At 45.3% G+C, this 24,523-nt stretch carries 18 protein-coding genes, 1 pseudogene and 1 riboswitch; of the genes and pseudogenes, 6 read left to right on the plus strand and 13 right to left on the minus strand.

Annotated features, from left to right (window positions below; all coding sequences use genetic code 11):
• Window positions 1–8: 8 nt before the first annotated feature.
• The 6 genes from NSB28_RS23190 to NSB28_RS23215 all read right to left on the minus strand — a co-directional run bounded on the left by NSB28_RS23190 (window position 9) and on the right by NSB28_RS23215 (window position 6,575).
• The gene (locus NSB28_RS23190) at window positions 9–776 is read right to left on the minus strand and encodes a DeoR/GlpR family DNA-binding transcription regulator (protein ID WP_109748681.1); all 768 of its coding nucleotides are present in this window, start codon (window positions 774–776) and stop codon (window positions 9–11) included.
• 45 nt (window positions 777–821) lie between these two features.
• Entirely contained in the window at window positions 822–1,925 is a 1,104-nt protein-coding gene (locus NSB28_RS23195; RefSeq protein WP_109748682.1) for an NAD-dependent epimerase/dehydratase family protein, read from the minus strand.
• 10 nt (window positions 1,926–1,935) lie between these two features.
• Window positions 1,936–2,646: an IspD/TarI family cytidylyltransferase gene (locus NSB28_RS23200; RefSeq protein WP_109748683.1), complete on the minus strand. Its 711-nt coding sequence runs from the start codon at window positions 2,644–2,646 to the stop codon at window positions 1,936–1,938.
• A gap of 226 nt (window positions 2,647–2,872) precedes the next feature.
• Window positions 2,873–3,913 carry a uroporphyrinogen decarboxylase family protein gene (locus tag NSB28_RS23205; protein ID WP_109748684.1) on the minus strand — a complete coding sequence of 347 codons (1,041 nt, stop codon included), beginning with the start codon at window positions 3,911–3,913 and terminating at the stop codon, window positions 2,873–2,875.
• The gene (locus NSB28_RS23210; RefSeq protein ID WP_109748685.1) at window positions 3,910–5,049 is read right to left on the minus strand and encodes a uroporphyrinogen decarboxylase family protein; all 1,140 of its coding nucleotides are present in this window, start codon (window positions 5,047–5,049) and stop codon (window positions 3,910–3,912) included. The genes NSB28_RS23205 and NSB28_RS23210 overlap by 4 nt, the downstream gene beginning before the upstream one ends.
• A gap of 41 nt (window positions 5,050–5,090) precedes the next feature.
• Window positions 5,091–6,575, minus strand: coding sequence for a tagaturonate reductase (locus tag NSB28_RS23215; RefSeq protein WP_109748717.1), 1,485 nt, complete (start codon window positions 6,573–6,575; stop codon window positions 5,091–5,093).
• A 267-nt stretch (window positions 6,576–6,842) separates the two neighbouring features.
• Between NSB28_RS23215 and NSB28_RS23220 the strand changes: the two genes are divergently transcribed.
• The 5 genes from NSB28_RS23220 to NSB28_RS23240 all read left to right on the plus strand — a co-directional run bounded on the left by NSB28_RS23220 (window position 6,843) and on the right by NSB28_RS23240 (window position 13,106).
• Window positions 6,843–7,847 carry a LacI family DNA-binding transcriptional regulator gene (locus NSB28_RS23220; RefSeq protein WP_109748718.1) on the plus strand — a complete coding sequence of 335 codons (1,005 nt, stop codon included), beginning with the start codon at window positions 6,843–6,845 and terminating at the stop codon, window positions 7,845–7,847.
• 60 nt (window positions 7,848–7,907) lie between these two features.
• Window positions 7,908–9,323 carry a glucuronate isomerase gene (uxaC, locus tag NSB28_RS23225; protein ID WP_109748686.1) on the plus strand — a complete coding sequence of 472 codons (1,416 nt, stop codon included), beginning with the start codon at window positions 7,908–7,910 and terminating at the stop codon, window positions 9,321–9,323.
• A gap of 162 nt (window positions 9,324–9,485) precedes the next feature.
• A complete protein-coding gene (locus NSB28_RS23230) occupies window positions 9,486–10,070 on the plus strand; it encodes a TetR/AcrR family transcriptional regulator (RefSeq protein ID WP_257497930.1) in 585 nt (194 codons plus the stop codon).
• A gap of 73 nt (window positions 10,071–10,143) precedes the next feature.
• Window positions 10,144–10,845 carry an ABC transporter ATP-binding protein gene (locus NSB28_RS23235; RefSeq protein ID WP_109748688.1) on the plus strand — a complete coding sequence of 234 codons (702 nt, stop codon included), beginning with the start codon at window positions 10,144–10,146 and terminating at the stop codon, window positions 10,843–10,845.
• Entirely contained in the window at window positions 10,845–13,106 is a 2,262-nt protein-coding gene (locus tag NSB28_RS23240; RefSeq protein ID WP_109748689.1) for an ABC transporter permease, read from the plus strand. Before NSB28_RS23235 ends, NSB28_RS23240 begins: the two co-directional genes overlap by 1 nt.
• A gap of 197 nt (window positions 13,107–13,303) precedes the next feature.
• Here the strand turns inward: NSB28_RS23240 and NSB28_RS23245 are convergent, their stop codons facing one another.
• The 7 genes and pseudogenes from NSB28_RS23245 to NSB28_RS23275 form a co-directional block, all read right to left on the minus strand.
• A complete protein-coding gene (locus NSB28_RS23245) occupies window positions 13,304–15,067 on the minus strand; it encodes a LysR substrate-binding domain-containing protein (protein ID WP_109748690.1) in 1,764 nt (587 codons plus the stop codon).
• A gap of 262 nt (window positions 15,068–15,329) precedes the next feature.
• Window positions 15,330–15,848, minus strand: a pseudogene (locus tag NSB28_RS23250) (ATP-binding cassette domain-containing protein); the annotation flags it as partial.
• Complete coding sequence (locus tag NSB28_RS23255; protein WP_109748691.1) at window positions 15,841–16,803, minus strand: ABC transporter ATP-binding protein; 963 nt, start codon at window positions 16,801–16,803, stop codon at window positions 15,841–15,843. The pseudogene NSB28_RS23250 and the gene NSB28_RS23255, both read right to left, overlap by 8 nt.
• Window positions 16,796–17,620, minus strand: a complete 825-nt coding sequence (locus tag NSB28_RS23260) for an ABC transporter permease (RefSeq protein WP_109748692.1) — start codon at window positions 17,618–17,620, stop codon at window positions 16,796–16,798. The genes NSB28_RS23255 and NSB28_RS23260 overlap by 8 nt, the downstream gene beginning before the upstream one ends.
• A complete protein-coding gene (locus NSB28_RS23265) occupies window positions 17,620–18,570 on the minus strand; it encodes an ABC transporter permease (RefSeq protein ID WP_109748693.1) in 951 nt (316 codons plus the stop codon). Before NSB28_RS23265 ends, NSB28_RS23260 begins: the two co-directional genes overlap by 1 nt.
• A gap of 5 nt (window positions 18,571–18,575) precedes the next feature.
• The gene (locus NSB28_RS23270) at window positions 18,576–20,177 is read right to left on the minus strand and encodes an ABC transporter substrate-binding protein (protein ID WP_109748694.1); all 1,602 of its coding nucleotides are present in this window, start codon (window positions 20,175–20,177) and stop codon (window positions 18,576–18,578) included.
• A gap of 182 nt (window positions 20,178–20,359) precedes the next feature.
• A riboswitch (cobalamin riboswitch) is annotated at window positions 20,360–20,552 on the minus strand.
• A gap of 107 nt (window positions 20,553–20,659) precedes the next feature.
• On the minus strand, window positions 20,660–22,408 hold the full coding sequence (locus NSB28_RS23275) for an extracellular solute-binding protein (protein ID WP_257497931.1): 1,749 nt from the start codon (window positions 22,406–22,408) through the stop codon (window positions 20,660–20,662).
• A gap of 259 nt (window positions 22,409–22,667) precedes the next feature.
• Between NSB28_RS23275 and NSB28_RS23280 the strand changes: the two genes are divergently transcribed.
• A complete protein-coding gene (locus NSB28_RS23280; protein ID WP_109748696.1) occupies window positions 22,668–24,476 on the plus strand; it encodes a sensor histidine kinase in 1,809 nt (602 codons plus the stop codon).
• The last annotated feature ends 47 nt before the right edge of the window (window positions 24,477–24,523 follow it).

A 24,523-nucleotide genomic window follows, 5' to 3' on the forward strand; every position in this document is an offset into this window, starting at 1 on the left:
GTTAACTCCTATTCTGCACTGCAGAGCACCACTCTGACGCCCCGCTCATCAAGCTTTTTGTGCCATTCTTCAGGTATCTTGTCCGTGACAAGGATATCTCCCTTTTTCAGGTTCATGACCTTCACAAAAAATACCTCGCCCATTTTACTGCTGTCTGCGGCAAGTACTGTCTGTTTTGCGCTTCTGCGCATGCCGATCTTCACTTCGGCTTCCATCTCATTAGAATCTGTGATGCCTTTTTCAATGTCAATTCCCTTGCAGGAAAGGATAGCCTTATCCACATTATATCTGGAAAGTACTTCCAGGGCTGATTTACCCACAAGCGATAAAGAGGAATCCCTCAGATTCCCTCCCGTGGAGATCACCTTTATCCCGTCGTTTCCGGCCAGTTCAATCAATACCTCCACTGAATTTGTTATTACAGTCAGCTTTTTCTTTTTCTTGAGTTCCTGGGCTATCATCAGTGATGTGGAAGAGCTGTCCAGCATCATGCAGTCGCCCTCTTCAACAAGACTTGCCACCTTTCTGGCAATAGCCTGCTTTTCCTTCCTGTTTGTCTGTTCCCTGATCTTCAGCGGCATGTCCATTGTGATATGCTTATTTAACACTGCTCCGCCGTAAGTCTTTTTAACAAATCCCTCTCTCTCCAGCTTCTCCAGGTCCCGCCGGATTGTCTCCTCTGTTACATTGTACCTCTGGCTCAGTTCTGAGACCAGAACTCTCTGCTCTTTCTGCAGAATCGACAAAATCTCGTTTTTTCTCTCAATTGCCAGCATATAGTGTGCCCCCTTGCAGTACCCCTAAATTATAGGATTATTATACTACACAACAATGTGGTTTTGCAAGTTTTCTTTTTGTTTTTTGTTGGATTTCAGACAGTCAAGAGTGTTCTGTACCCCATCTCTCATGGGATATCTCCCTTTCCACCCCAGTTTCAGCAGCTTGCCTGCATCCAGGGCAGAGCAGGACATAAAATTAAAGCCCTTCTTTTCCGCCTCCCCTGCTTCCTGAAAAATGACCCGGCGTCCGGCACAGCCGGCGATGCACTCCGCCATATCCCTTATGGTCACTACAGAATCAGGATTGGAGATATTATATGCTTCCCCGCAGGCCCCTTCAAGCAGTACCGTTAAAATAGCCGAAGCACAGTCCAGCACATGGCAGTAGGAGCGCAGCTGCATGCCGCTGCTCTTCATCACAATGTCCTTTCCCTGCATCACATCCCGGAAAAACTGCGAGGCAGCTCTTGAATCACTGGCTGTCTGTGTAGGCCCATAGACATGACCCGGCCTTACCACAACTGCATCCATGCCGTACTCTTCTATATAACAGCTGCAGAGAGTCTCCGCAGCTCTCTTACCTGACGGATAGCAGGCACGGCTGTTCAGAAAATCCAGATAACAGTAATCGTCCTCTTTATATAACTCACTGCCCTTCCTGCTGCCGTACACTTCACTCGAAGAGACATACAGTATCCTCTTTATACGTTTATTTTTCCTGGCAAACTTAAATAGATTATCCAGCCCTGTAATACTCCCAACCAGTGTCTCTGCAGGCTCCTTCCTGAAGGATTCCGGATGGGAATTGCCTGCGCAGTGTATAATATAATCGGGCACTGTGGCAAGTTCCACTGTTTCCTGGGCATCATAATAGACAAATTCTATCTTTCTGTTATTGCCCAAACCTCCAAAACGTTCCCTGAATTTTTCTTCATCACGGCATGCGGCCAGGACCCTGACTGCCCCCGCCTCCTGCTGCCTGTCATCCTCTGAGCGTCCGGCAGCCGCCAGCAGATCCGCCACAGCAGATCCTATCAGGCCTGTGGCGCCTGTCACCATTACCGTGCTGCCTTTTATTTTATCTAGTCCCTTCACATCTGACACGGCTGATAATAAGCTTTCTTCATAAACCCTGGAATACTTCATCTCTCACCTCTCATTTCAGCCATTCGGATCTCTTTGCAAGCAGCAGAGCCTTAAAAATATCAATATCCTCTACTGTTGTCAGTTTAATGTTCTTCTCAGAACCTGCTGAGAAGTATACCCTCTGCCCCATCTCTATCATGAGTGTGCATGATGCCACTGAATTAGTGATTCCCTTTTCAAGCGCATTCCTGTGCAGCTCACATATATCTCCAATATGGAATCCCTGGGGGGTCTGGGTCCGTTTCAGATTTTCCCTGGGATAGCTCTTATCAGCCAGGATCCCATCCTCCGTCTCCAGCATGGCCTCAGCACATGGGACAGACGCAATCGCACAGCCAAACTGCTTCGTCTTTACAATGCAGTCGCTGATGATCTCCTCAGACACCATAGGCCTGATCGCATCATGGATCAAGACCACATCATCCTTACTGTAATTTTTCTCCAGCTCAAAAACGCCGTTTCTGATGGAAGCCTGTCCGTTTTCACCGCCAGGCACCACATGTTTTAATTTCGTGATGTTGAACTGGTTGGCATACGCCCACAACACCTGCTCCCATCCGGAAATGCATACTACCGCTATCACGTCTATCTCAGGAGCTTTCTGGAAAGCCTCCAGTGTATAGACGATAACCGGTTTTTCATTTACTGTTAAAAACTGCTTCGGGATATCCTGATGCATCCTGGCTCCGGACCCGCCTGCAATAATAAGCGCTGTATTCATATCTGTATCCTCCATAATATCTCAGGCTGTTACTGTCCACATGCGCTGCTTTATACAGTGTGCTACTGGTTGCGGAGCGGACAGTATCTGCTGAATATCTACAGTTTATCATAGAATAAGGCTAATGTAAAACGAATCGTTACTGCTCATGAAACAGCCGCATAAACACTATGTTTATGCGGCTGTCCGGTATTTCTGCTATTTAATTTTAACATATGGCCCAGTATTATAACTCTATCCTCCGGCAGGCCTCCAGAAAATACTTGATCTTATCATCACTTATGTTTTTATCAAGACCAACACAGGAAACAGAAATCAGTCCTCCGTTTTCTGCGCCGTCCTCTACCAGCGCGCGCACTTCCTCCATGACCTCTTCCCCAGTTGCATTCATCAGGCGGACCGGGCTGTACCGGGCATTTAAGAAGACGCCAGGCAGCGCCCTCCTGACAGCCTTCATATCTGAAAATGCCCCCACTTCCGCAAAATCCAGGCCTTTTATTTTGGAATATCCTTCAACAACATGCTCCATTGACTTTCCGCAGTGGTGCACGCCAAAGCTCCCGAATGCGTCTGCCATCTGCTGGTCATAAGGCAGCAGGAACTTTTCATACAGATCATTTGATACCATCTCTACAGAGCAGTTAGAGGTCAGGTAGACTTCCGGTCTTGTCTGGCGCACGATGGCTGTCACACCGCCAGAAATATCATTTGAAAGCGCCTTAAACTTTCTGCCCACATCGATTGACATTTTTGTGATTTCTGACAGCAGGCCGTTCACTTCCTCCTCAGCTGTGTAATAGGCCACCATGACCTCCTGGCCCATCAGATCCATGGCAATATTCTGAATGCCCTGGAGATTGACATAGGTCTCCACGCGGCCATATTTATCCAGCATGTAATCAATCTGCTTCTGAGTACGTTTCCAGACGTCACTGCACTTCAGGTCCGGAGCCGTCACCTCTTCGATTTCGTCTTCATCCAGATTCCTGCATATGACCTGGGGTGAATTATCTGCTTCATATACAATGCCGCAGCCCATAAGCTCTGACAGCAGATATCCCGCTGCAAGCAGGTCAGTCCCAAGAAGGGGGCGCTTTACAGGATTCTTCTCTCCGATCCCATACTCCCCGAAGTGGTCATACAGGGCTTTTCTCATTTTAATATCACATTCCATCCTGTACTCAGGCTCATCAAAGAAATCCTGTGTAAAATCAACTCCGGCATTCTCATGCCACCAGGATGGGTGAAATGTTATATCGTATTTCATCTGATGCCTCTCTCCATTTCATGCAGTTTTTTGTATAAGCGCTCCTGTTCTTCGCAAGTCTTGCAGTATGTAACACAGATCAGCTTCTGTCCCGGCCTCCAAAGCTTAGAAAACGCGTCCATGGCAGTCTCGCAGCTTCCCACAGCTCTTGCGTTTAAGATAATGCCGCTTCCGGCAAAAGCATCTCCGAATACCTCCGGCCTGTTAGGCGCCGGGTCTGTCTCCGGGGTAAAAGCTCCGTCAGCCATAAATACATTCCTGTAATTCTTTACCATGTTGATCTTCTTTTCCCAGACACCGCAGGAATGATAGACAACACCGCCAAATTCATCTCCCAGTCTCTCGTCGCAGGATTTGAAGACATCCTCATAATCATCTTCCTGAAGCATTATGGACAGATCATTGCTCAGTCCCACTCCTGTGAATTCACGGCTGCTGGCAAATCCATGCCCCGGCCTTGCAAGCGCATCCCCGATCAGCTTCCTCTGTTCCTTCAGAAAATCTGTGAGCAGATCTGTCAGGAGGCCTGCTGCCTCCTCTACCTTTTCCGGCTCATCAATAATATCATAAAAAAGATTGGTGACTGGGACTAAATAGCTGAGCATATTCATAGGCGACTGGATATCTGAAAAAGAGACAGGAACCTTTCCCTTTGTCTTATCCATAAAGTATTCTATCATTTCCAGTGTATGCTTTCCCGTATCAGTGGCAGATACAGGCACGTAATCACTCTGGAGGATCTGTGACACACTTTCAAAAGGCTGCTCCACACTTGGCGCCTGGCCTTCATCCCACCTGTATTTGCCTCCAAAGCTTGATGCAATATAGCCTATCCCATACCATGGCTCCAGAAAATTGGCAATATCGGCCTTGTAGCCCATGCTCATCCTGAGGGCCCCCAGCTGAAGGGCAAGCGACTCTTTATAATCCCTGCATTTATCGTAAAACACCCCATCCGCGCGGACACGCCGGTAAACCAGCAGTCCTTCTCCGGCTTTTACAAATTCTCTGTTATTTTCAAGCAGCTCCGCCTCATATTCCTGGTAAGCATTTAGATCAAATTGTTCCGGCGCCACGGGCGCTACAGCGGTGCCCTGGGAATCACGGAGCGTGGTGTCAAATTTTGTTTCGAGCATTTTTCTCTCCTTTGATGGTCATATGCAGCAGTTACTCTTTTTCAGCAATATGCTTTCGTCACTTCATAAGTGCCTTTTTCTTTTATTGTCTTCAGTGTGTCTGCAACAAACTTTTCCAACTGGGGTATTACTGTAAGGTCTTCGCCCCAGAAGGCTGTATTTGACAGTACGGCATGTGTAAGTGCGGCAGCATCGTCATTTTTATGCGCATCATAGAATTCCAAGACATTTGCGTCATCCTTGATCACATACTCCTCTGTTCCCCGAAGACCTGTAAGACCCTCTGCCGACATATGGTCCCCTGTATAGAAGGCAATATAAAATGCAAGTGAGGCGCAGATACATTCCGGAAGCCTGCCGAATTTTTCAACATATCCTTTCAGGCTCGGCATAACCCTGGCTTTCCACTTTGAAGTAGAATTCAGTGCAATAGAGAGAAGCGCATGGTCGATGAACGGATTCTGGAACCGCTCAGTCACGCTGGCTGCAAACCCTTTAAGCTCCTCTTCCGGCAGTGTGAGGGTGGGGATGATCTCTTCATAGATGGTCTTATTCATAAATCCCCTGATCACTTCATCATGCATACAGTCACGCACGATATCCTGGCCTGCCAGATAGGCGCCAAGCACCATACTCGTATGCGCTCCATTTAAAATACGCACCTTTCTCTGCTTATAGGGCTTGTGATTATCTGTAATGATTACAGGAAGCCCGGCTTTTTCAAACGGAAGCTCCTCTTTTAAGGACTCCGGCCCTTCGATGACCCAGAAGCCAAACACTTCTCCTGTATCGATCAGGTTATCTATATATCCATTCTCCTGATTGAGGGCATCTGCCTCACTTCTCGGATATCCTGTCACAATCCGGTCAACAAGCGTGGAGCAGAAAATATTTTCTTCCTTTATCCAGCTTATAAAATCATCTCCCAGTTTCCACTGGTCAGCATAGGAAAGCACGCATTTCTCCAGTTCCCTGCCGTTGTCATCGATCAGCTCGCAGGAGAGCACCACAAAGCCCTTCCCTTTTTCTTTGCCGAAGATACGGAATCTCTCGTACAGGAACTGTGTCAGCTTGCCGGGATAGCTGGCGGCCGGGCGGTCTGTATACTGGCAGGACGGGTCATATACAATGCCGGCCTCTGTAGTATTACATGCGATATAGCGCAGATCAGGATTTTTTGCACAATCCAGCAGGCTCTGGAAATCCTCATACGGATTCAGGCATCTGCTTACACAGCTGATGATCCTTTTATCATTTACCTTCTGACCGTTTTCAAAGCCTCTCAGATAAAGAGTATATAATCCTTCCTGCTCATTGATCATAGGGGCAAGTCCGGGAGCTATAGGCTGGCACAGCACGACTTTTGAATTAAAGCCTGCCTTCTCGTTCATCATATCAATAAAATAGTCAACAAAAGCCCTCAGGAAATTTCCCTCACCAAACTGAAGCACTCTCTCAGGTGCTTTTTCCAGGAGATAACCGCCGTATCCCTGCTCTTTAAGTGTAGCATAACATAATTTTTTCATGCCTTTTTCCTCTCTTTCTGCTTGTAATCCTGATACGGCGCCAATCTGCCGTCCAAAATGTAAGTACTTACACAAATGATATCCTCTTTTTTATTTTTTGTCAATGGGTAGGATACCCACTTTATTTAATTTTTTAAATTATATTGATAAATTTCAAGAAATGTTTATTGATTTTTCTCCCTTTAACCTTTATAATAAATTGCAGAATGATGTAAGGACTTACACCGCTGCTTACATCGCCAATGTACTCAAGAAAGGCTGATGTTTATGAACATATATGACATATCTAAAAAAGCAGGCGTTTCCATAGCCACAGTCTCCCGCGTCCTCAATGGAAGCGGAAAGGTAAGCGAGCGCACCAGGCAAAAGGTCCTTTCAGTCATAGAGGAGACAGGCTACACCCCCAATGTGTTTGCCAGAAGCCTTGGCCTGAATACTATGAAGACAATCGGCATCCTCAGCGCAGACTCTTCCGACACTTTTCTTGCAAATGCCATTTACTATCTGGAGCAGGAGCTCCGCAGGCACGGATATGATTCACTGCTTTGCTGTACAGGCTACGAGCATGATGCGAAAGAAAAATATTTAAGCCTCCTTCTGTCCAAACGCGTAGACGCGGTCATCCTGGCCGGTTCCAGCTTTATAGAAAAGAATGCGAAACAGAATCAATATATACTGGATGCTGCCGGGGACGTTCCTATTATCATTGTGAATGGTTATCTGAAGGGAGATAATATTTACTGCTCTCTCTGCGATGACGAACAGGCCATTTACCGCGTGACCTCTAAGCTGCTGCAGAGCGGCCGCACTTCGCCTGTCTATCTCTACCGCTCCCTTTCATACAGCGGAAGGCACAAACTGGCGGGCTATAAACGCGCCTGTGCAGATCATGGCCTGTCCCCGGACAAGATAAAAAGCTGCTGCTTCAGCGCCGATATCCTTTCTGTGCGCGACCTGCTCTTAAATGACCGGGAATTTCAAAACCATGATGTCTTTATCACCTCTGACGATGATATGGGGATCAGCGTCCTGAAATATGCCCAGGCTTCAGGCAGAAGCGTGCCGGATGATTTATGCATAACAGGTTATAATAACTCAAAAATGGGGATCTGCTGCGAGCCTGAGCTCACGACTGTAGATAACCGTCTTGAATTTTCCTGCACCAATGCAGTCTCAATGCTGATGCAGGTCCTGGACCAGAAAACCGTGCCCTCCAAGACCATGATAACAGGTGAGATCATTGCCAGGGGCACTACTGACACAGTGTTTTAGCATTTATCCAAAGTATTACAGGAAGATGCGTAAAAATAAATAAATTTTAGGAGGAAAAACATGAAAACCTTTATGGACAAAGACTTTTTACTGAACACAGAGGCTGCAAAGGAGCTGTATCACAAATTCGCAGCAACTACTCCTGTCCTGGATTACCACTGCCACATCAATCCCCAGGAGATCGCAGAGGACAGGAAATTTGACAACATCGCCCAGGTATGGCTGGGAGGTGACCATTACAAATGGCGCGCAATGCGCTCTAACGGCGTGGATGAATACTACATCACCGGCGATGCCACCGACCGTGAGAAATTTCAGAAATGGGCTGAAACACTTCCTAAATGCATAGGAAATCCACTCTATCACTGGAGCCACCTGGAGCTGCAGAAATATTTCGGATACACAGGCTCCCTGAACGGAGACAACGCAGAAGAAGTATGGAACCTCTGCAATGCACGACTCCACGAGGATGATATGAGCGTCAGAGGAATCATCAGACAGTCAAACGTAACACTGATCTGCACTACTGATGACCCTGTGGACAGCCTGATCTGGCATGAGAAGATCGCTGCCGATCCTTCCTTTGAAGTGCAGGTGCTTCCGGCCTGGAGACCGGACAAGGCTATGAACCTGGAAAAGCCAGACTATCTTTCTTATATTGCCAAGCTTGAAGAAGCCAGCAATGTACCCGTGAAAAGTTTTGAAGGGCTCAAACTTGCCCTGAAGAACAGACTCTCCTATTTCGCGGAACACGGCTGCTCTGTATCCGACCATGCTCTGGAATATGTAATGCATGTTCCTGCAGATGATGCAGAGATCGAAAGAATTTTTTCAAAACGCCTGAATGGAGAATCTGTCACAAAGGAAGAGGAACTGAAATTCAAGACGGCATTCATGCTCTTTGTCGGCAGGGAATACCACAAGATGGGCTGGGTAATGCAGCTACATTATGGATGCAAACGTGACAACAATGATCTGATGTTTGAGAAACTGGGACCTGATACAGGCTTTGACTGTATAAACAACTATGCACCATCCTCACAGATGGCTGATTTCTTAAATGCTTTAAATAAGGATGACACGCTTCCAAAAACAGTTCTCTACTCCCTGAACCCGAATGATAATGCTTCCATAGGCACCATCATCGGCTGTTTCCAGGACAGCAGCGCCGCTGCAAAGATCCAGCAGGGAAGTGCATGGTGGTTCAATGACCACAAGACAGGCATGATTGAGCAGCTCACCTCACTGGCTAATTTAGGATGCCTGGGGAACTTTATTGGAATGCTCACAGATTCCAGAAGCTTCACTTCCTATACAAGACATGAGTATTTCCGCCGTATCCTCTGCTCACTGATCGGCAGCTGGGTAGACAACGGTGAATATCCATATGATGAAAAAGCATTAGAAGAGATCATCAGAGGTATTTCCTATAATAACGCTGTGAAATATTTTGGATTTGACTTAAAATTAAAATAAGTTTTTGCCTTTGGAAGAATGAAGAAAGCGCACATTTCTATTAGGATTTGTGTGCTTTTTTCTATATAAAAATGAATGCTGTGTAACTTTTGATTTTTAATAATGAACATCTATTGCAAAACCTTTTTCAAACATATATCATGTAATCAAAGAGGTGATAAAGTGCAGATAAAAAAAGATGAGGTTCGATTAAAAATCCTTGAAGTTGCTGCAGACGAATTTCTGAAAAGAGGATATGAAAATGCGTCTATGCGTATAATTGCTCAAAAAGCACATACAACACAAGGGAATATTTATCATTACTTCCAGAGTAAAGAAATACTTTTGGAAGAAATACTTCTGCCGACAATTGAGAATATAGAATGCATGATGTCAAAGCATATAGAGGGTGAAAAAGCTAATCTAATGACAAAGGAGCAGGCTTTAAAAGAAATGAAAGAGATAGAACATGATTTTGACAGGAGCAAACTTGGCTGTTTCTTTGATAAAAAAGTTATCATACTTCTGAAATTAGAAAGCTCGCATTTGCTGGCGCGAAAGGAAAAAATATTATATTCTCTTACCGAACATTTACAGGAATATTTCAATATCAATGATGACTCTCATTATTCAGAAATTGTACTTAATATGTTAATAGAATGTGTGAAACACGTCTTAATCGAACACGAAAATTTGAACGATGCCAAAGCGGAATTTTTTAAATTTTTTAACGTTTTATTCAATGGCATTATCAGTCAAATAAGATAACTCGCTTGCATAAACAGTGTTCTTTTATGTACGTGTTTTTCTTATACTCATTTTTAAGAAAGGAATAAAAGTTATGTCAATTATACTTGCAAAAAATGCAACCAAAATGTATCAAAGCGGAGCAAGACAAACTTTTGCACTAAATGAAATATCTTTTGGAATTGAAGATGGAGAATTTGTTGTGATATTGGGACAATCCGGGGCTGGAAAAAGCACCTTGTTGAATATTCTGGGCGGAATTGACTGCTTAAGCAGTGGGGAGATATTTGTAAATAATATACCACTTTCAAAAATGAAAGAAAATGAACTGGCCCGATACAGAGCTAACGATATAGGCTTTATCTTTCAGTTTTACAATCTTATTCCTACATTAACTGTATATGAAAATATCGCACTAATGAAGGACATTAAAGACGATATTTTAGACCCTGCCGCTATTTTGGACAGAGTTGGACTGAAACAGCATTTAAAAAAATTCCCCAGTCAATTATCGGGCGGAGAACAACAACGGGTTTCTATTGCCAGAGCGATTGTAAAAAATCCGGAAATTCTTTTATGTGATGAGCCAACTGGTGCATTAGACAGCGAAACAGGGTGCATGGTGATGCAGCTGATACAAGATGTGTGCCGTGAGTATCACAAAACTGCTGTCGTTGTTACACATAATGCTAATATCGCAAAAGTGGCAGACAGGGTTATCCGGTTGAAAAACGGGCGGATTTCAGATGCTGCAGTCAATGAAAAACCTATGAGTATAAAGGAGTTGGAGTGGTAATGCTAATTCGTAAAATGTTTCGTGATGTATGGAAAAACAAAGTCCCGTTTATTGCTGTTTTCTTGATGATGTTTGCTGGTAATTTTATCTTTTCTGGTATTACAGGTGAATATAATGGCATGAGTAAAACCTTTCATTCCTATATCGAGGAAACACATCTTGCGGATGCCTGGGTTCTGGGCGACAATTTCCAGTCATCGGATATAGATCAACTTAAAAAAAATCCTTCCATTGATGACGTGGAAAAAAGGGCATTATTGATTTCTGCGCCAAAGAGTGTTGATGATAAAACGATTGATTTATATGTTCTGGCTGGCGAAAATAATATTTCAGAATTAAAAATTCTTGACGGAAAAAAATATTCAAAAAATGAGTCGGGTATCTGGTTAGACGCTGTATTTGCAAAAGAAAATAATTATGAAGTAAAAGACAAGATTGAACTGGATATTGGCGGAAAAAAGATTGAAAAAGAAGTAGTTGGGTTATGTTATTCGCCAGAATATATTTACAGCATAAGGAATGGGGAATTTGTGCCAGACCATAAAAACAATGGTTTTGCCTTTATCAACGAAGGGGATATTAAAGAAATAGGAAAGATTCACTGGAATCAGCTGCTTATATCTGGTACAGGAAACCTGAAAAAAACAATCTCTAACACGTTAGAAGGAAACGATACTACCGTGGTGTTACAAAAAGACCATACAAGCTATTCCGTGATGAATGACGAAATTACACAGCATAAAGAAATAGGCTTGATTTTTGCAATGGTATTTTTGTTTATTGCCATTCTTGTTACAATTACAACCGTACACCGTCTATTAAATTCCCAGCGTCTGCAAATTGGGATATTAAAATCAATGGGCTTTCATAAAAGGTCATTGTATATTCACTACATATCACACAGTACTTTTGTTTGTCTTTTAGGTTCGGTTTTCGGTTGGTGTGCAGGATATATAACGCTGCCAAAGCTGTTGTTTCCGATCATGGAAGAAATGTATACTCTTCCAAAATTAAAGTCAGCTATGGTGGCAGGAAGCTGGCTGCTTCCCATTGCTTGTGCGTTGCTCTGTCTGGCTGTTTCATTGGCTGTATGTCACAAATATTTAAAAGAAAATGCTGCGAAAATATTATACTCAAACAGCGTAGAAAAAGAGTATAAAGAATTGCCGTTATCGTTTTTGTGGAAACATTTATCATTTTACGGACAATGGAATATGCGTGATATATTCCGAAATAAATTAAGAAGCAGCATGACTATTTTGGGTGTCATGGGGTGTGTTGCACTGCTCTTTTCTTCTTTTGGTTTGTTTGCTTCTATGAATCATATGTCCGAATGGACTTTTGATAAAGTACAAACTTATAACACAAAAGTAACTGGAAATTATAGTGATGAAGAATTTAAAAATAAATTGCTTCAATCTATGTATGGCGAAGAATTGATGGAAACATCGGCAGAAATAAAATTTAACGGCAAAGAAGAAAACGCAGCTTTCACCGGCGTTGAAAGTCAAGATTTTATAAGGCTCTATGACAATGAGGGCAAAAAGATAGAATTGGAAGAAGGTATCGCCTTGTCCAGAAATACCGCGAATAAATTAGGAATTGAAGTGGGTGACCGATTAATGTGGAAATTTACCGGAAGTGATGAATGGTATCTTGAAGTTGTAAAGCATATTGTCCGTACACCTATGACGCAGGGTATTACGATGTTGAAAAGTGAAATGGACGCAGAAGGTATCCCTTTTCATACTACTTCTATTATCGGAGAGAAACCTGATAAATTGCTCACTAATTCAGATTATGTAGACAGTGTACAGCATAAATCCGATTTAAAATATGCTCTTGATATGATGTTAAATGCATCTGTTATGTTGAGTGTTCTTTTCTTAGTATTTGCTGTCTTACTCGGCAGTGTAATACTGTATAATTTGGGAACATTATCTTATATGGAACGGTATCGAGATATGGCAACGTTGAAAGTATTAGGTTTTCATAATTTAAGGATTAAAAAACTGATGATACAACAAAATTTATGGCTTACGATTGCAGGAATTATTATAGGATTACCAACTGGATATGGCTTGACAATCTTAATGCTTAGTACAGTACAGGATTCGATTGATATTAGCGTATATATTCCAGCGTATGCTTATATTATCAGTATTTTAGGTACATTTTTCTTGTCGTGGATGATCAGTAAATTACTTTCAAGGAAAATATATCATATTGATATGATATCCGCTTTAAAAATCAATGATTAATCACGGCATTATATTTCTGTATTGTGTGATATATCTAAATAGTTGGTGATAACATTGGGAATATTTTAATCGTATCTTTTGCAGAGAGTGAAGAAGAGATTTTCCAACAAACTCGAAGAATCGCCAGAACCAGCAATTTGCTGGAACTGGCAATTCTTAATTAATGCCTTATTTTACAGCACCTGTCATTTCCCGGTTCAGTCTCCGGGTTTCCAGTAGACAAGGGTTCCCCGGTAATCATATCTGTAATGATAATTTCCATCCTGTTTCTTTATAAAGTACTTTCTCAGAATTTTTTCGATCTTCTCCCCGTGCTCTTCCATCTCATCCTGGCGGTTATACAGACAGGAGGTGCCGTACTGTACGACCTGATCCCAGTCCCCAAAAGAGATATCTTTTGAGAGAGGTATGACCTTCACATTTGCGTCGATTCCCATCTGGTACAGAATATTCACAAAATAGATGTAGTCTTTTTTATCATAGACCAGTCTGACCCCGAGCTGCTCCTCCATCTCCAGATAGTACTTCTCTATCTCTCCCATACCCATACCGATGATACACATTTTTCCTGCCATCCGGTCCATCTTTTCCAGACATTCCCTCAGATGCAGCATTCTGTAAAAACAATTATATCCAAATATCACATCATATTTTCTATCAGCCTCAAAATCTTCCCATTTACAGCACACTGTATTGATTTCCGTCTTTCCCAGCTCTCTGGACCATCTATTGATAAACCTCAGGACATCAGGGGAAATATCAAGACATGTCAGTTCCCGGCAGATATCAGCCAGGTCCATGGTGTAATTCCCCCATCCCGGGCCTATCTCCAGCACCGTCTCCTGACTGAGGCCGGAAATCACCTCACATACCGCAGATGACATCTTTACCGCCCACGGATCCTGCTGATATGTCTTTCGTTTCTCCATGAAACGGTGCCAAAAGTCGATCTCCGCCTGGTCGTCTGACAACCTCTGGCTGTAGGTCCCGTCATCTCTTTTTAACGCCTCCTGCCACAGCAGCGCAAAATCTTCCTTTAAGTCGGCACGCCCACCTCTGTCTCTTTCTCTCCCGGCCCTGATCAGGTATTTCAACACTCTTTTCATTTCCAGTGTCTCATCCTCCCTGCGGTACATCAAAAACTTCTGCACAATTCCCGGCGCCTCCAGCCTGAGAATCTTCATGCCAGAATGTTCTTTGATAAATGAAGTGATATCTTCCATAAACACAGCAGTACCTGCCCCTTCATCCACAAGTATCAGTGCTTCTAAATAATTTGCTGCTCCGGCTGCCACATGAGGAGTAAATCCTACATTTCTGCAGATCCTGTAGAATTCCCAGTATCCTGCCCCCTCCATCTGTCCTTCCATTCCCGCCAGAATAAGAGGGATCTCCTTCAAGTCCTCCAGACGCAGCCGGCTCTTACCTGCCAGCGCGGAGCCGGCAGGTACCACCAGGCTGATTCCTGTATGGTATGCAGGCAGTATCTCCATCCCCTGTGTCTCCTCATAGACCGGATTATCTGTAACCAGAAGCGAAAGCCTTCCCTGTTTTAAGCGCTCCAGCAGTCCCTTTGGTTCGCCTGCAGCCAGATGAAATTCCATCTGGGCATGCATCCGGCGAATATCCCGAAGGAGCGGTGAGATCCATTCATAGTCCTGGAGTTGGGAGATTCCCACCGTAAATGATTCTGTGTGCTCTCTCTGAAAATCCCCCAGATTTTCTGTAACTTTCTGGTACCGGCCTATCAGCTGTTTCATTTCTTCATATAAATATCTGCCTGCTTCCGTAACTTCTATGCCATTACTTTTCCGAACAAACAGCTGTACATCCAGTTCTTTCTCTATCGCCGCTATCTGCTGGGTCACTGCTGCCTGGCTCACAAAATACTTTCTGGCTGCTCCTGTAAAGCTTTTCTCCTCCACAGCCGTCAGGAAATACTGGATTCTGTTTGCATTCATCTTTCTCCTCCTGTCCGAAATTACTAAAACTGTCCACAAGTTCCTTCGTAAAGGGATGTCCCGGATTATGTATGATCTGCTCTGTATCACCGCTTTCTACAAACTTTCCCCGGCTCATAATGCTGATCCTGTCACAAAACCAGCCCAACACTTCCAGATCATGTGATATAAACAGATAAGTCAGATCCAGTTTATTTCTCAGGTCCTTCAGCAGGCACATGACATGGGCCTGGATCGACACATCCAGCATGGAGGTCGGCTCATCCAGGATCAGCACCTTCGGATCCAGTGTCAGAGCTCTCGCTATCATGATTCTCTGTGCCTCTCCGCCGCTTATCTGGTGGGGATATCTGGACAGGAGACCTGTGGATACTCCCACCAGATCAAACAGCTCTTCGATGCGCTGCTGCATTTTTTTCTGTTCCCTGTACACCCGATGTATCTTCATAGGCTCCGTCATGCTGAAAAGGATCTTCTTCTGCGGATCTAATGAAGACTCAGGATGCTGGAATATCATCTGCATCTTTTTCCTGTGCTCCCGCATCTGCCCCATGGTAAGCCCGGAAATCTTCTGCCCGTCAAGCCAGACAGCTCCTTCGTCCGGATCTTCCAGCCCCATCAGCATGCGGGCAATTGTAGATTTACCGCAGCCGCTGTTTCCGGCAATTCCCAGTATCTCACCCTTCCCTATCTCAAAAGATACGCCACTGACCGCATCTACATGGTGCTTTCTGATCACTCCGCTGCAGTAATGCTTGCTCAGATGTTCGGCTTTAAGCATACAGAAAACACCTCACTTTCCTTCCGTCTGCCGACTGATAATCCCCCGGCTTCTCATGCACACATCTGGAACATGCCCGGGGACACCTGGGATAAAAGACACATCCTTCTTTACTCTCTGACTCCTTATCTCTGTCCGGCAGCGGAATAGGCACCATCCCGTTGGACGGCAGTGACCTTACAAGCCCTTCCGTATAAGGATGAAGGGGCTGCCCCAGTACGCTGGAGGTATCTCCCTGTTCCAGGACCTCTCCCTGGTACAGGACAAGTATCCTGTCACAGAGACGGCGGGCCAGCGCCACATCATGAGTTATAACTATCATACTTTTTATATCATTACATAGAATATCCTTCAGTACTCCATATACCTGTCTGCGCAGAATGGCATCCAGCCCTTTTGTGGGTTCATCTGCCAGGATCCATTTCGGTGAACCCATCAGGCCCAGAACGGAAATAATACGTTGGTTCATGCCGCCACTCATCTGAAATGAATATTTTCTCCCGGTCTCCCTGGAATCCTGGAAACCAAATCTTTTCATTAGGGCTTCATACCGTTTCTCCCCCTCTGCTTTTGCCGCTCCGCCGTGTGAGGTCACAGCTTCTATCAGCTGCTTTTTTATCCTTATGACAGGGTCCAGCGCCTCGGCGGGATTTTGAGGAATCAGCGCAATTTCTTTACCTCTGAAGGAATCCATCTGTTTTTCTGTATATGCGCTTATTTCTGTATCACCATAGAGGCATCTCCCCTCCACCTTGGCATTTGATGCCAGAAGTTTGAGGATCCCCATCCCAAGTACTGATTTTCCGCTTCCGCTCTCTCCTATCATACCAGTCACTTTTCCGGCTTCAAACACAGTGTTGACATCCTTCACCGCCCTGACTTTTCCCTTGGCTGTCTCGAAACAGATATTATAATTCTCCAGGCTGATATTCTTGCCTAACTCTTTCTCACTCATTAACGCTGTCCCTCCGTACATCAAATCTGTCTCTCAGCCAGTCTGCGATAATATTGATGCTCAGGGAAAGGCATACAATGCAGACACCCGGCGCCACCGCCAGAAGAGGATTCGTCCTGTAATAGCTCCTGGCATCATTGATCATAACACTCCAGTCAGGAGTGGGAGGCTGAAGGCCAAGTCCCAGAAAGCTCAGAGCTGCCACCGACATGATCGAGCCTGCTATCCTGGTAGCAAATATGATCGTGATACTGCTCAGAAGGTTGGGGGCGATATGCATAAACAGTATCCTGAAATTCCCTGCCCCCATCCCCTTAAGCCCTTCTATAAAAAGCTCCTGTTTCAATTTCATGACCTCTCCTCTGACAAGTCTTGAAAAGCCCACCCATGAAGTCAGCACCAGGGCCAGCAGCATACTCTTCACTCCTGCTCCCATAAGTCCTGCTATGGCGATCATCATGGTCATGCCAGGAAGTCCCTGGAATACATTTGATACAGAGGTGATAAGAAGATCCGCCGCGCCGCCGAAATATCCGGCAGCCATACCGATCAGGCAGCCCAGTGCCATGGAAAGCCCCGTAGCCGCCAAAGCCAGCAGGATCGACTGACGCCCGCCATACATGACACGGCTCAGCACATCACGTCCTATATTATCCGTCCCCAGCAGATGCTTTGCACTGGACATGGCAAGAGGGTTTTTCATATCGATCTGGTTCGGATCATAAGGCGCCAGAACCGGAGCCAGTATACTCATGAGCAGGATCACCGCCAGCAAAATGCATGCTGCTATAATGCCTGTTTTTTTCTTTTTTCCCATCACCCTATTTTTTCACCCGCCCTTATCTTTGGATTTATAACAAGATACAACAGATCTATGACAAGAGTCATGACTACATAAACAAGCGCTGTAAAAAGCACATATGCCTGAACTACATAATAATCTCTCGACTTTACAGCAGATATAGCATAATTTCCAATACCCGGTATATTAAATATGACCTCTGCGATAGTAGAACCTCCCAGTATCCCTGCAAAATAATTTCCAAGGAATGTTGTAATTGGAATCAGGGAGTTGCGGAATGCATGGCGCATTGTAACCTTCCTGGCATTCAGCCCCTTCGAGCTGGCTACTGTAACATACTGTTTCCCCAGTTCATCCAGAATAGAAGTCCTCGTCAGCCTGGCACAGACACCTATTGTTGATATGGCAACTGTGATACCCGGCATTATATAGGAAGAAAAACCATTCAGGCCGCTTGTTGGCAGCAGATGAAGCTTTTCTACAAAAACCAGGATCAGCAGGATTGCCAGCCAGAACCCCGGGACAGAGAGCATCAGCGTAGTCAGAAATCGCAGCGCATGGTCGACAGGCCCATCCCGGCGCATGGCCATCAAAATTCCAAAAAGCAGGCCGAATACTACTGTAAGCGCCATTCCGAAGCAGGCCAGACGGATCGTATACGGCAGACGGTATGCCATTTGTTCTTTTATTTCTTTATTCGTAAAAAAGGAACGCCCCAGCTCTCCTGTAAGGGCATTCTTCAGCCATTTAACATATTGTACGGGTACTGGATCATCCAGTCCCAGCCTTTCCCGCACTATATCATACTCCTTCTGGTCTATGATCTGCGTCCCGTCCGGATTGAGGATGGCCTCCACCGGATCTCCCGGGGAAGCCATTCCAAGCATAAATGCCAGCACTGAAATACCAAACAGGACAGGGACCAGCATCAGAAGCTTTTTCCCTATATATTTTAGAACTGCCATATTTTCTATTTACTTTCGTCTGCCCATTCCAGGGTCGGGATGCTCACGCCATCAAACAGGTCAGATACATAGCCTGTGACCTCTTTATTGTGGATATTTACATTCACATAATAAAGGATGGAGATCACCGGAAGCTCTTCTGCAGAAATTTCCTGGAGGCGTCCATATATCTCTGCCCTCTTCTGCTCATCCTTCTCGTTGAGTACAGTTGAAAGCAGTTCGTCAACCTCAGGATTAGAATAGTTCCAGTGGTAGCTCACATTACTGCCGCCCTCTGTTCCCATCCATCCAAAGAGAGTTGCATAGGGATCTGCGCTGTTTAAACCTGTCACTGTAATATTAAAATCATAATCGCCGGCTTTCAGCCTGTCTGTAGTAACAGCATTATCCAGCACTTCGATCGTCATATCTATACCTATTTCAGACAAGGCTGCCTGCATATATTCTGCCATTGCCTTCACCGGATAGCCGTCCACTACCCTCTGTCCCAGGATCATGGTAGTCTGAAGGCGCTGTCCCCCCAGCACTTCATCCGCCAGCTCTTTTGCCTTTTCCAGATTGTATTCACCCTGAATGTCCTTATAAAGCGGTGTCTGGTTGCTCAGAGCGCCATAGGCCGGATAGCACAGACCTGCATACAAAGTCTCATTTAACTGCTCCCTGTCGATTGCATAGCTGATCGCCTGACGCAGCCTCACGTCACCTAAATATTCTTTGGACCCGTTGACATACAGGTAATGCGTCATATGACTCTTTGTGGGCTCAATCACGAATCTGTCATCACTTTTAACCAGCTTATCTGCCGCATCAACCATGATAGCGCCATTGTCCATCAGGCCCATGATCTCTCCTGACACGAGTGCTGAATAGCGTGTCTCTGAATCAGGGATGCAGTTTACCCTGTAGCTTTTAAGCTTGCCTGGGTTTTCTCCCCAGTAGTCTTCATTTCTCACAAATGTAGCATACTGGTCCTGTACATGCTCATCAATGATATAGCGTCCTGTGCCCACGACCTGGGATGTGATCTCCCCTGTGGACGCATCAAAACAGTTAGGGCTGATCATTGGACTGCCGTAATCTCCCAGCAGGGCATCCAGCGTGGTGATCGGCTCACTGAACACAAATTTCACAGTGTAATCATCAATTTTGACCATCTCCTTAAGATTTGGAAATGACTTATCTATGCTCAGTGATGTATACGTAGATGTCAATGGTCCTGCTTTATATCTTTCAATATTTTTCATGCAGGCATCTGCATCAAATTTTACTCCGTCTGTGAATGATGCATTTTCCACCAGGTGGAATGTCCATTCAGTACAGTCATCATTTGTCTCCCAGGACTCTGCCAGCCCCGGCTCCAGCTTGTGATTGTTGTTGATGACTAATGGCTCCCATACCTGAGCGCTCAGGTTCACATAAAACGCATCTCCCTCCCCCGGGATCATATCACGCACTGATCCCAGCACCATCTCTTTTGTCTCATTCAGACTCTCCGCGGCGTCTGCCGCCCCCTCTGTGCTCTTGGCCTCACTTGTAAACCCCATAAGGCTTACTCCCAGGGCTGCTGCCATGAACAGGCCCGTCATTTTCTTCCAGCTGCGTTTCATTCTTTTTCCTCCTTCATTGTCTGTGAGTGGTTTTCCGGAAACGGGAAAGGGCACTGCCCGGCGGCAGTGCCCTTATCCATGTAAACGATTGAAGTATCACTCTTCTGTATGCTCCTGAAAAAACGCAGATCTGATACTCGCTCTTTCTATTGCTCATTTACCTGTTTTTCCCCACCGAAAACACATGTCTCTCATGCAGGGCAGGTCTCCTGGCTTAAATCGTCACTCTCTCCGCCTTCCCAGCCTTGCGGGCCAGTGGCATATTTGAAGAAAAGCATAATTATCACAGTAAAGCGGGCTGCTACAGAATTCTCACTGTATTCCCTATTAAACACCGGAATTGCCTCCGGCGTACCTCTGCATCTTTATTATTTATTTAACTTGCAGGTTTGATTTTACCACAATATAAGACAAAAAGATATTCATTTTTTTCTTAACCGGGGTATTAGAAAAACTTATGGTACTAGTCGCATGCCGCTGTCTCACTCATATTCCGCCGCTTTCGTCAGGGCGTTCTCCCAGGCATTTTTATAGTAGCTTTCCACATCATATAGTCCCTGCTTCTCAGCTTTTTCCACCATCACCGTCCAGAGTGATTCAAACTCTGTGTTATCCTTTGCATAGACCATCTGCCATGAATAGTCGCGCACGATCTCCCCGATGGCATTTATCCTTGTCTCCATCTCATCGGAAGCAGGCGGGATCATATTTACGGCTATTGTGGATTTTGCTACCATATCATTCTTATAGAGATACTCTGCCAGAGTGTCTGTTCCAAGCATTTCATTTACTTCCTTCTGCATCAGGGTGGCATTTGCATTCAGACTGGAGGGCCAATACCTGTACCCGATGGTATAGCCGTCATCCATAATGGTGGAGGCCTGCAGCCCCAGGGCGTTCAGCAGATATGTCCCGTCCTGGAAAGCGCCTCCCCACCTGACAGGCATGATGTCCTCGGCCTTATTGTTTATCACATGCCAGCCCTCCTCAGTCACCACCGGCTCCCCATCCTCATTATAATTCCATACTCCGCCTTCCGGCCCGTTGTACAGATAACGCTCCACCTCAGGATCATAGATCCAGTTCAGGAATTCACACGCCTTATCGATCTCTCTGCAGTTTTTGCTGATGGCAAAATACCAGTTCCTCCCGATTATCTGGTCAGGCGCTTCATATATCTTCATATCCCCGGCAGGCACATTCGCATACCCGTCCGGCCGCTGGGCATTGTTCACATGGCCTGACGAATCAATATTGTAAGTGCCAGACAGCCAGGAAAACCAGGAAAACATGATCCTTCCCTCACTGAACTTCTTATCCAGGCTGCTGTAGCTCTGTGTCATGGAATCCGGGTCCAGAAGCCCTCTCTGATTGGCCATGAAATAGAATCTCAAAGCCCGTTTATAAAAGCTGTCTTCCCTCAGAATGCAGTTTGTTTCCTTTGTCACCACATTTGTCTCCATCAGCGGTGAGACATACTCTGTATCAATCCCATAAAAATACGACAGGGCCGCGATTTCCAGGGCAGAATACTTATCCCAGTCTGAAAACAGTGAAAATCCGTATACTTTTTCTCCTGAATCCGTATAGGGCTTTAACTCAACCATCTTTTCAACCACATCCAGATAGTCCTCAAGTGTATTTATCTTTGGCATCCCTGCCTGTTTGTAGGCATCCCACTGGAGCATGGGCACCCAGTTGTAGGCATTGTAAGACACAGGCCCCACAGAGGTGGGCATGATATACAGCTTTCCTGTATTATTGCTGGTATTCTCCATTGAGTAGGATATGGCGCTCTGATATTCCTCTGTCCCGAAAATAGCGGGAAGCTTATCCTTATATTCATCTAAGGGGACCAGCAGGCCTGCATCCATAGCAAGCTGGGCCTGGTCAAGATCTTTAAAGCCAATGATGTCCGGCAGTGTCCCCGCAGCTATATACTGTTTAAGCTTCTGCTCCACTTCAGTTCCCGTGGCATAGAAATCTACTTTCAGATTTGTATCATTATACAGCTTTTGAGCCGCCCACCCTTCCCATATTCCGGAGTCAGACGTGACAGCCTGCTGCACGAAGGCGCTGAGTATTACCTCCTGCTCAGCTGATGCCGCACTGGCGCCCTGCTTTTCCCCGGAGGCACAGCCGCCCAGAGCCAGCGTAAGGGCCCCTGCCAGGGCCGCAGTCCTCATTAACCATACTCTTTCCTTTTTAATCTGCTGTTTTCTGTCTAACACTTCTTTATATCCTCCTGTTGCTGTTAACACGCTTCTCGCTGCAAAGCCGCGCGTTTTCATGCGTGTCTTGCATTTTCATTTCCGTCCTGCTATAATTTTAATGGCTGTAACTGTTCAGTACGTTCACAGTTACATGCAAAAATCCATTTAAAATCGCCTGCGGCGACAGGATATATCTTTTCCTTTTGATTATAACAGACTTCTTCTTATTTTCAACAAAATAAGCAGGGTATTTGATTTTACATAAAGGAGCTTCTCAATGATAAAAAAACTGACCTCCGGGTATTATTCGAAAATGATGCTTATCAGCATATCCACTGTCTGTGCCATCACAGCTTTGCTTTTTATACTGTCCAGCTCCATGATCAGGAACCAGGAAAAGTCGGAATATCTGAAGAATTATGATATTGCCGTCAGTAATCTGTCTTCAATACTTACTACAAAGCAAAATTCTCTGGCAAATACCCTGGCGCCTGTCTTTTCAAGCCCATCCAGGTATCAGGCCCTGTGCAGCCTCTATAAAAAGCACCCTACGATCGCCTACAGCACGAACCGGGCCATCATCCAGATGCTTAAGGAAATATGCCGCTATGACCAGTACTGCCGGGGTGTCCTCCTTGCCACAAATGAAGGAGAGCTTTTTCAGTACAATACAAGCTCAGATACACTCATCCCCCTCACCCTGAACAAGGTGAATTTTGACTTTACCCCGTACCAGCTGCAGATATTGTCTGACTCCCAGCTGGAAGCCCTCTGCGGAGGGTATGAAAAGCCTGCGGACCATGTCTATGGGCTGAGCGGAACTATCTTTGATTATACCGGTGACAACCTGGCTACTCTGGGTCAGATCATTATTTTGTACTCCACAGCAGAGTTTACGAATTCCTTGTCCACCTCACATCTGGATCCGTCAGCTACTTTTACACTTACTGACACTGACAGGAATATTCTCTTCTCTTCTGACGGGAACTATGAGTATACAAAGGGGATCCTGACTGCTGAGCAGATTCCCTCCGGTTCTTCTACCATCCAGATGCCCGTTGTCAGCAGAATGCTGAACGGAAAAAGCTATTACTTTACTTCCGTTTATAATGGACACTATGAATTTTTTGCCAATTACCAGCTGCCTGCGGGAACTATCACAAGAAGCTTCACCCAGGTGATTCTGGCAGTGCTTGCCGTCATCATCTGTGCGGCTTCTATACTGCTGTATGTGATAACACTGAGGATCGCAGACAAAAAAATCAAGACAATACAGAAAGGGATGAATCTGGTAGGCCAGAATAACCTGGACTACAGGCTCCCTGTACCTGACAATAATGATGAATTTACCCAGATCACCAACAGTTTTAACAGGATGTGTGATGAACTGCAGCATAATATTGAAAAGGCATATCTCTTTGAGATCTCCCAGAAAAAAGCCGAGCTGTACGCCATGCAGACGAGCATAAACCCGCATTTTCTCTATAACGCGCTGGAGCAGATCCGGGTACAGATCACTCAGGGCAAATACAGCGATGCGTCACAGATGCTGCTGCTGCTCTCCAAAATGTACAGGAACCAGACAAGAAGGACTCTGTATGTGTCCATCGGCGAGGAACTTAACTTATGCGAAAACCTCATTAATCTTTATATGTACCGCTATGGGAATTTTGACTACGAGTTCTTCATCGGCAATGCCCTGAAGATCTACGGCATACCGAAAAACACACTTCAGCCCCTGATCGAGAATTATTTTGTGCACGGCATGGTTCTTGACAGAGATGACAACATGCTGACCATATCCATACAGTCAGTGCATAAAGATGATAAAGACTGGCTGGAATTTTCCATTGAAGATAACGGCGCTTCCATCACGCCTGATGAGCTTAAATCACTTGAGGAAAAACTCTCCCAGCCTGTTCTCAGCCGTGATGAAGATAATGGCTTTGCCCTCTCCAATGTCAACTCCCGGCTGAAGCTGGTCTTCGGCGAAGAGTCCAGGCTCCATCCACAGGTGGGCAGCCAGGGAAAAGGGTTCCGCATCGTGTTTGCTATCCCGCCCGTTCTCCCTGAAGACCTGCAGTAATGCTGGTTACCTGCTGAATTGAAAACAGGACTGCAAATATACCCCCG

Source organism: Murimonas intestini, from assembly GCF_024622195.1.
Taxonomy (GTDB): Bacteria; Bacillota; Clostridia; order Lachnospirales; family Lachnospiraceae; genus Murimonas; species Murimonas intestini.

Excerpts from the sequence above, each read along its gene's own strand:
- NSB28_RS23190 (WP_109748681.1), bottom strand. The coding sequence starts at position 776 with ATGCTGGCAATTGAGAGAAAAAACGAGATTTTGTCGATTCTGCAGAAA.
- NSB28_RS23195 (WP_109748682.1), bottom strand. The coding sequence starts at position 1,925 with ATGAAGTATTCCAGGGTTTATGAAGAAAGCTTATTATCAGCCGTGTCA.
- NSB28_RS23200 (WP_109748683.1), bottom strand. The coding sequence starts at position 2,646 with ATGAATACAGCGCTTATTATTGCAGGCGGGTCCGGAGCCAGGATGCAT.
- NSB28_RS23205 (WP_109748684.1), bottom strand. The coding sequence starts at position 3,913 with ATGAAATACGATATAACATTTCACCCATCCTGGTGGCATGAGAATGCC.
- NSB28_RS23210 (WP_109748685.1), bottom strand. The coding sequence starts at position 5,049 with ATGCTCGAAACAAAATTTGACACCACGCTCCGTGATTCCCAGGGCACC.
- NSB28_RS23215 (WP_109748717.1), bottom strand. The coding sequence starts at position 6,575 with ATGAAAAAATTATGTTATGCTACACTTAAAGAGCAGGGATACGGCGGT.
- NSB28_RS23220 (WP_109748718.1), top strand. The coding sequence starts at position 6,843 with ATGAACATATATGACATATCTAAAAAAGCAGGCGTTTCCATAGCCACA.
- uxaC (WP_109748686.1), top strand. The coding sequence starts at position 7,908 with ATGAAAACCTTTATGGACAAAGACTTTTTACTGAACACAGAGGCTGCA.
- NSB28_RS23235 (WP_109748688.1), top strand. The coding sequence starts at position 10,144 with ATGTCAATTATACTTGCAAAAAATGCAACCAAAATGTATCAAAGCGGA.
- NSB28_RS23240 (WP_109748689.1), top strand. The coding sequence starts at position 10,845 with ATGCTAATTCGTAAAATGTTTCGTGATGTATGGAAAAACAAAGTCCCG.
- NSB28_RS23245 (WP_109748690.1), bottom strand. The coding sequence starts at position 15,067 with ATGAATGCAAACAGAATCCAGTATTTCCTGACGGCTGTGGAGGAGAAA.
- NSB28_RS23255 (WP_109748691.1), bottom strand. The coding sequence starts at position 16,803 with ATGAGTGAGAAAGAGTTAGGCAAGAATATCAGCCTGGAGAATTATAAT.
- NSB28_RS23260 (WP_109748692.1), bottom strand. The coding sequence starts at position 17,620 with ATGGGAAAAAAGAAAAAAACAGGCATTATAGCAGCATGCATTTTGCTG.
- NSB28_RS23265 (WP_109748693.1), bottom strand. The coding sequence starts at position 18,570 with ATGGCAGTTCTAAAATATATAGGGAAAAAGCTTCTGATGCTGGTCCCT.
- NSB28_RS23270 (WP_109748694.1), bottom strand. The coding sequence starts at position 20,177 with ATGAAACGCAGCTGGAAGAAAATGACGGGCCTGTTCATGGCAGCAGCC.
- NSB28_RS23280 (WP_109748696.1), top strand. The coding sequence starts at position 22,668 with ATGATAAAAAAACTGACCTCCGGGTATTATTCGAAAATGATGCTTATC.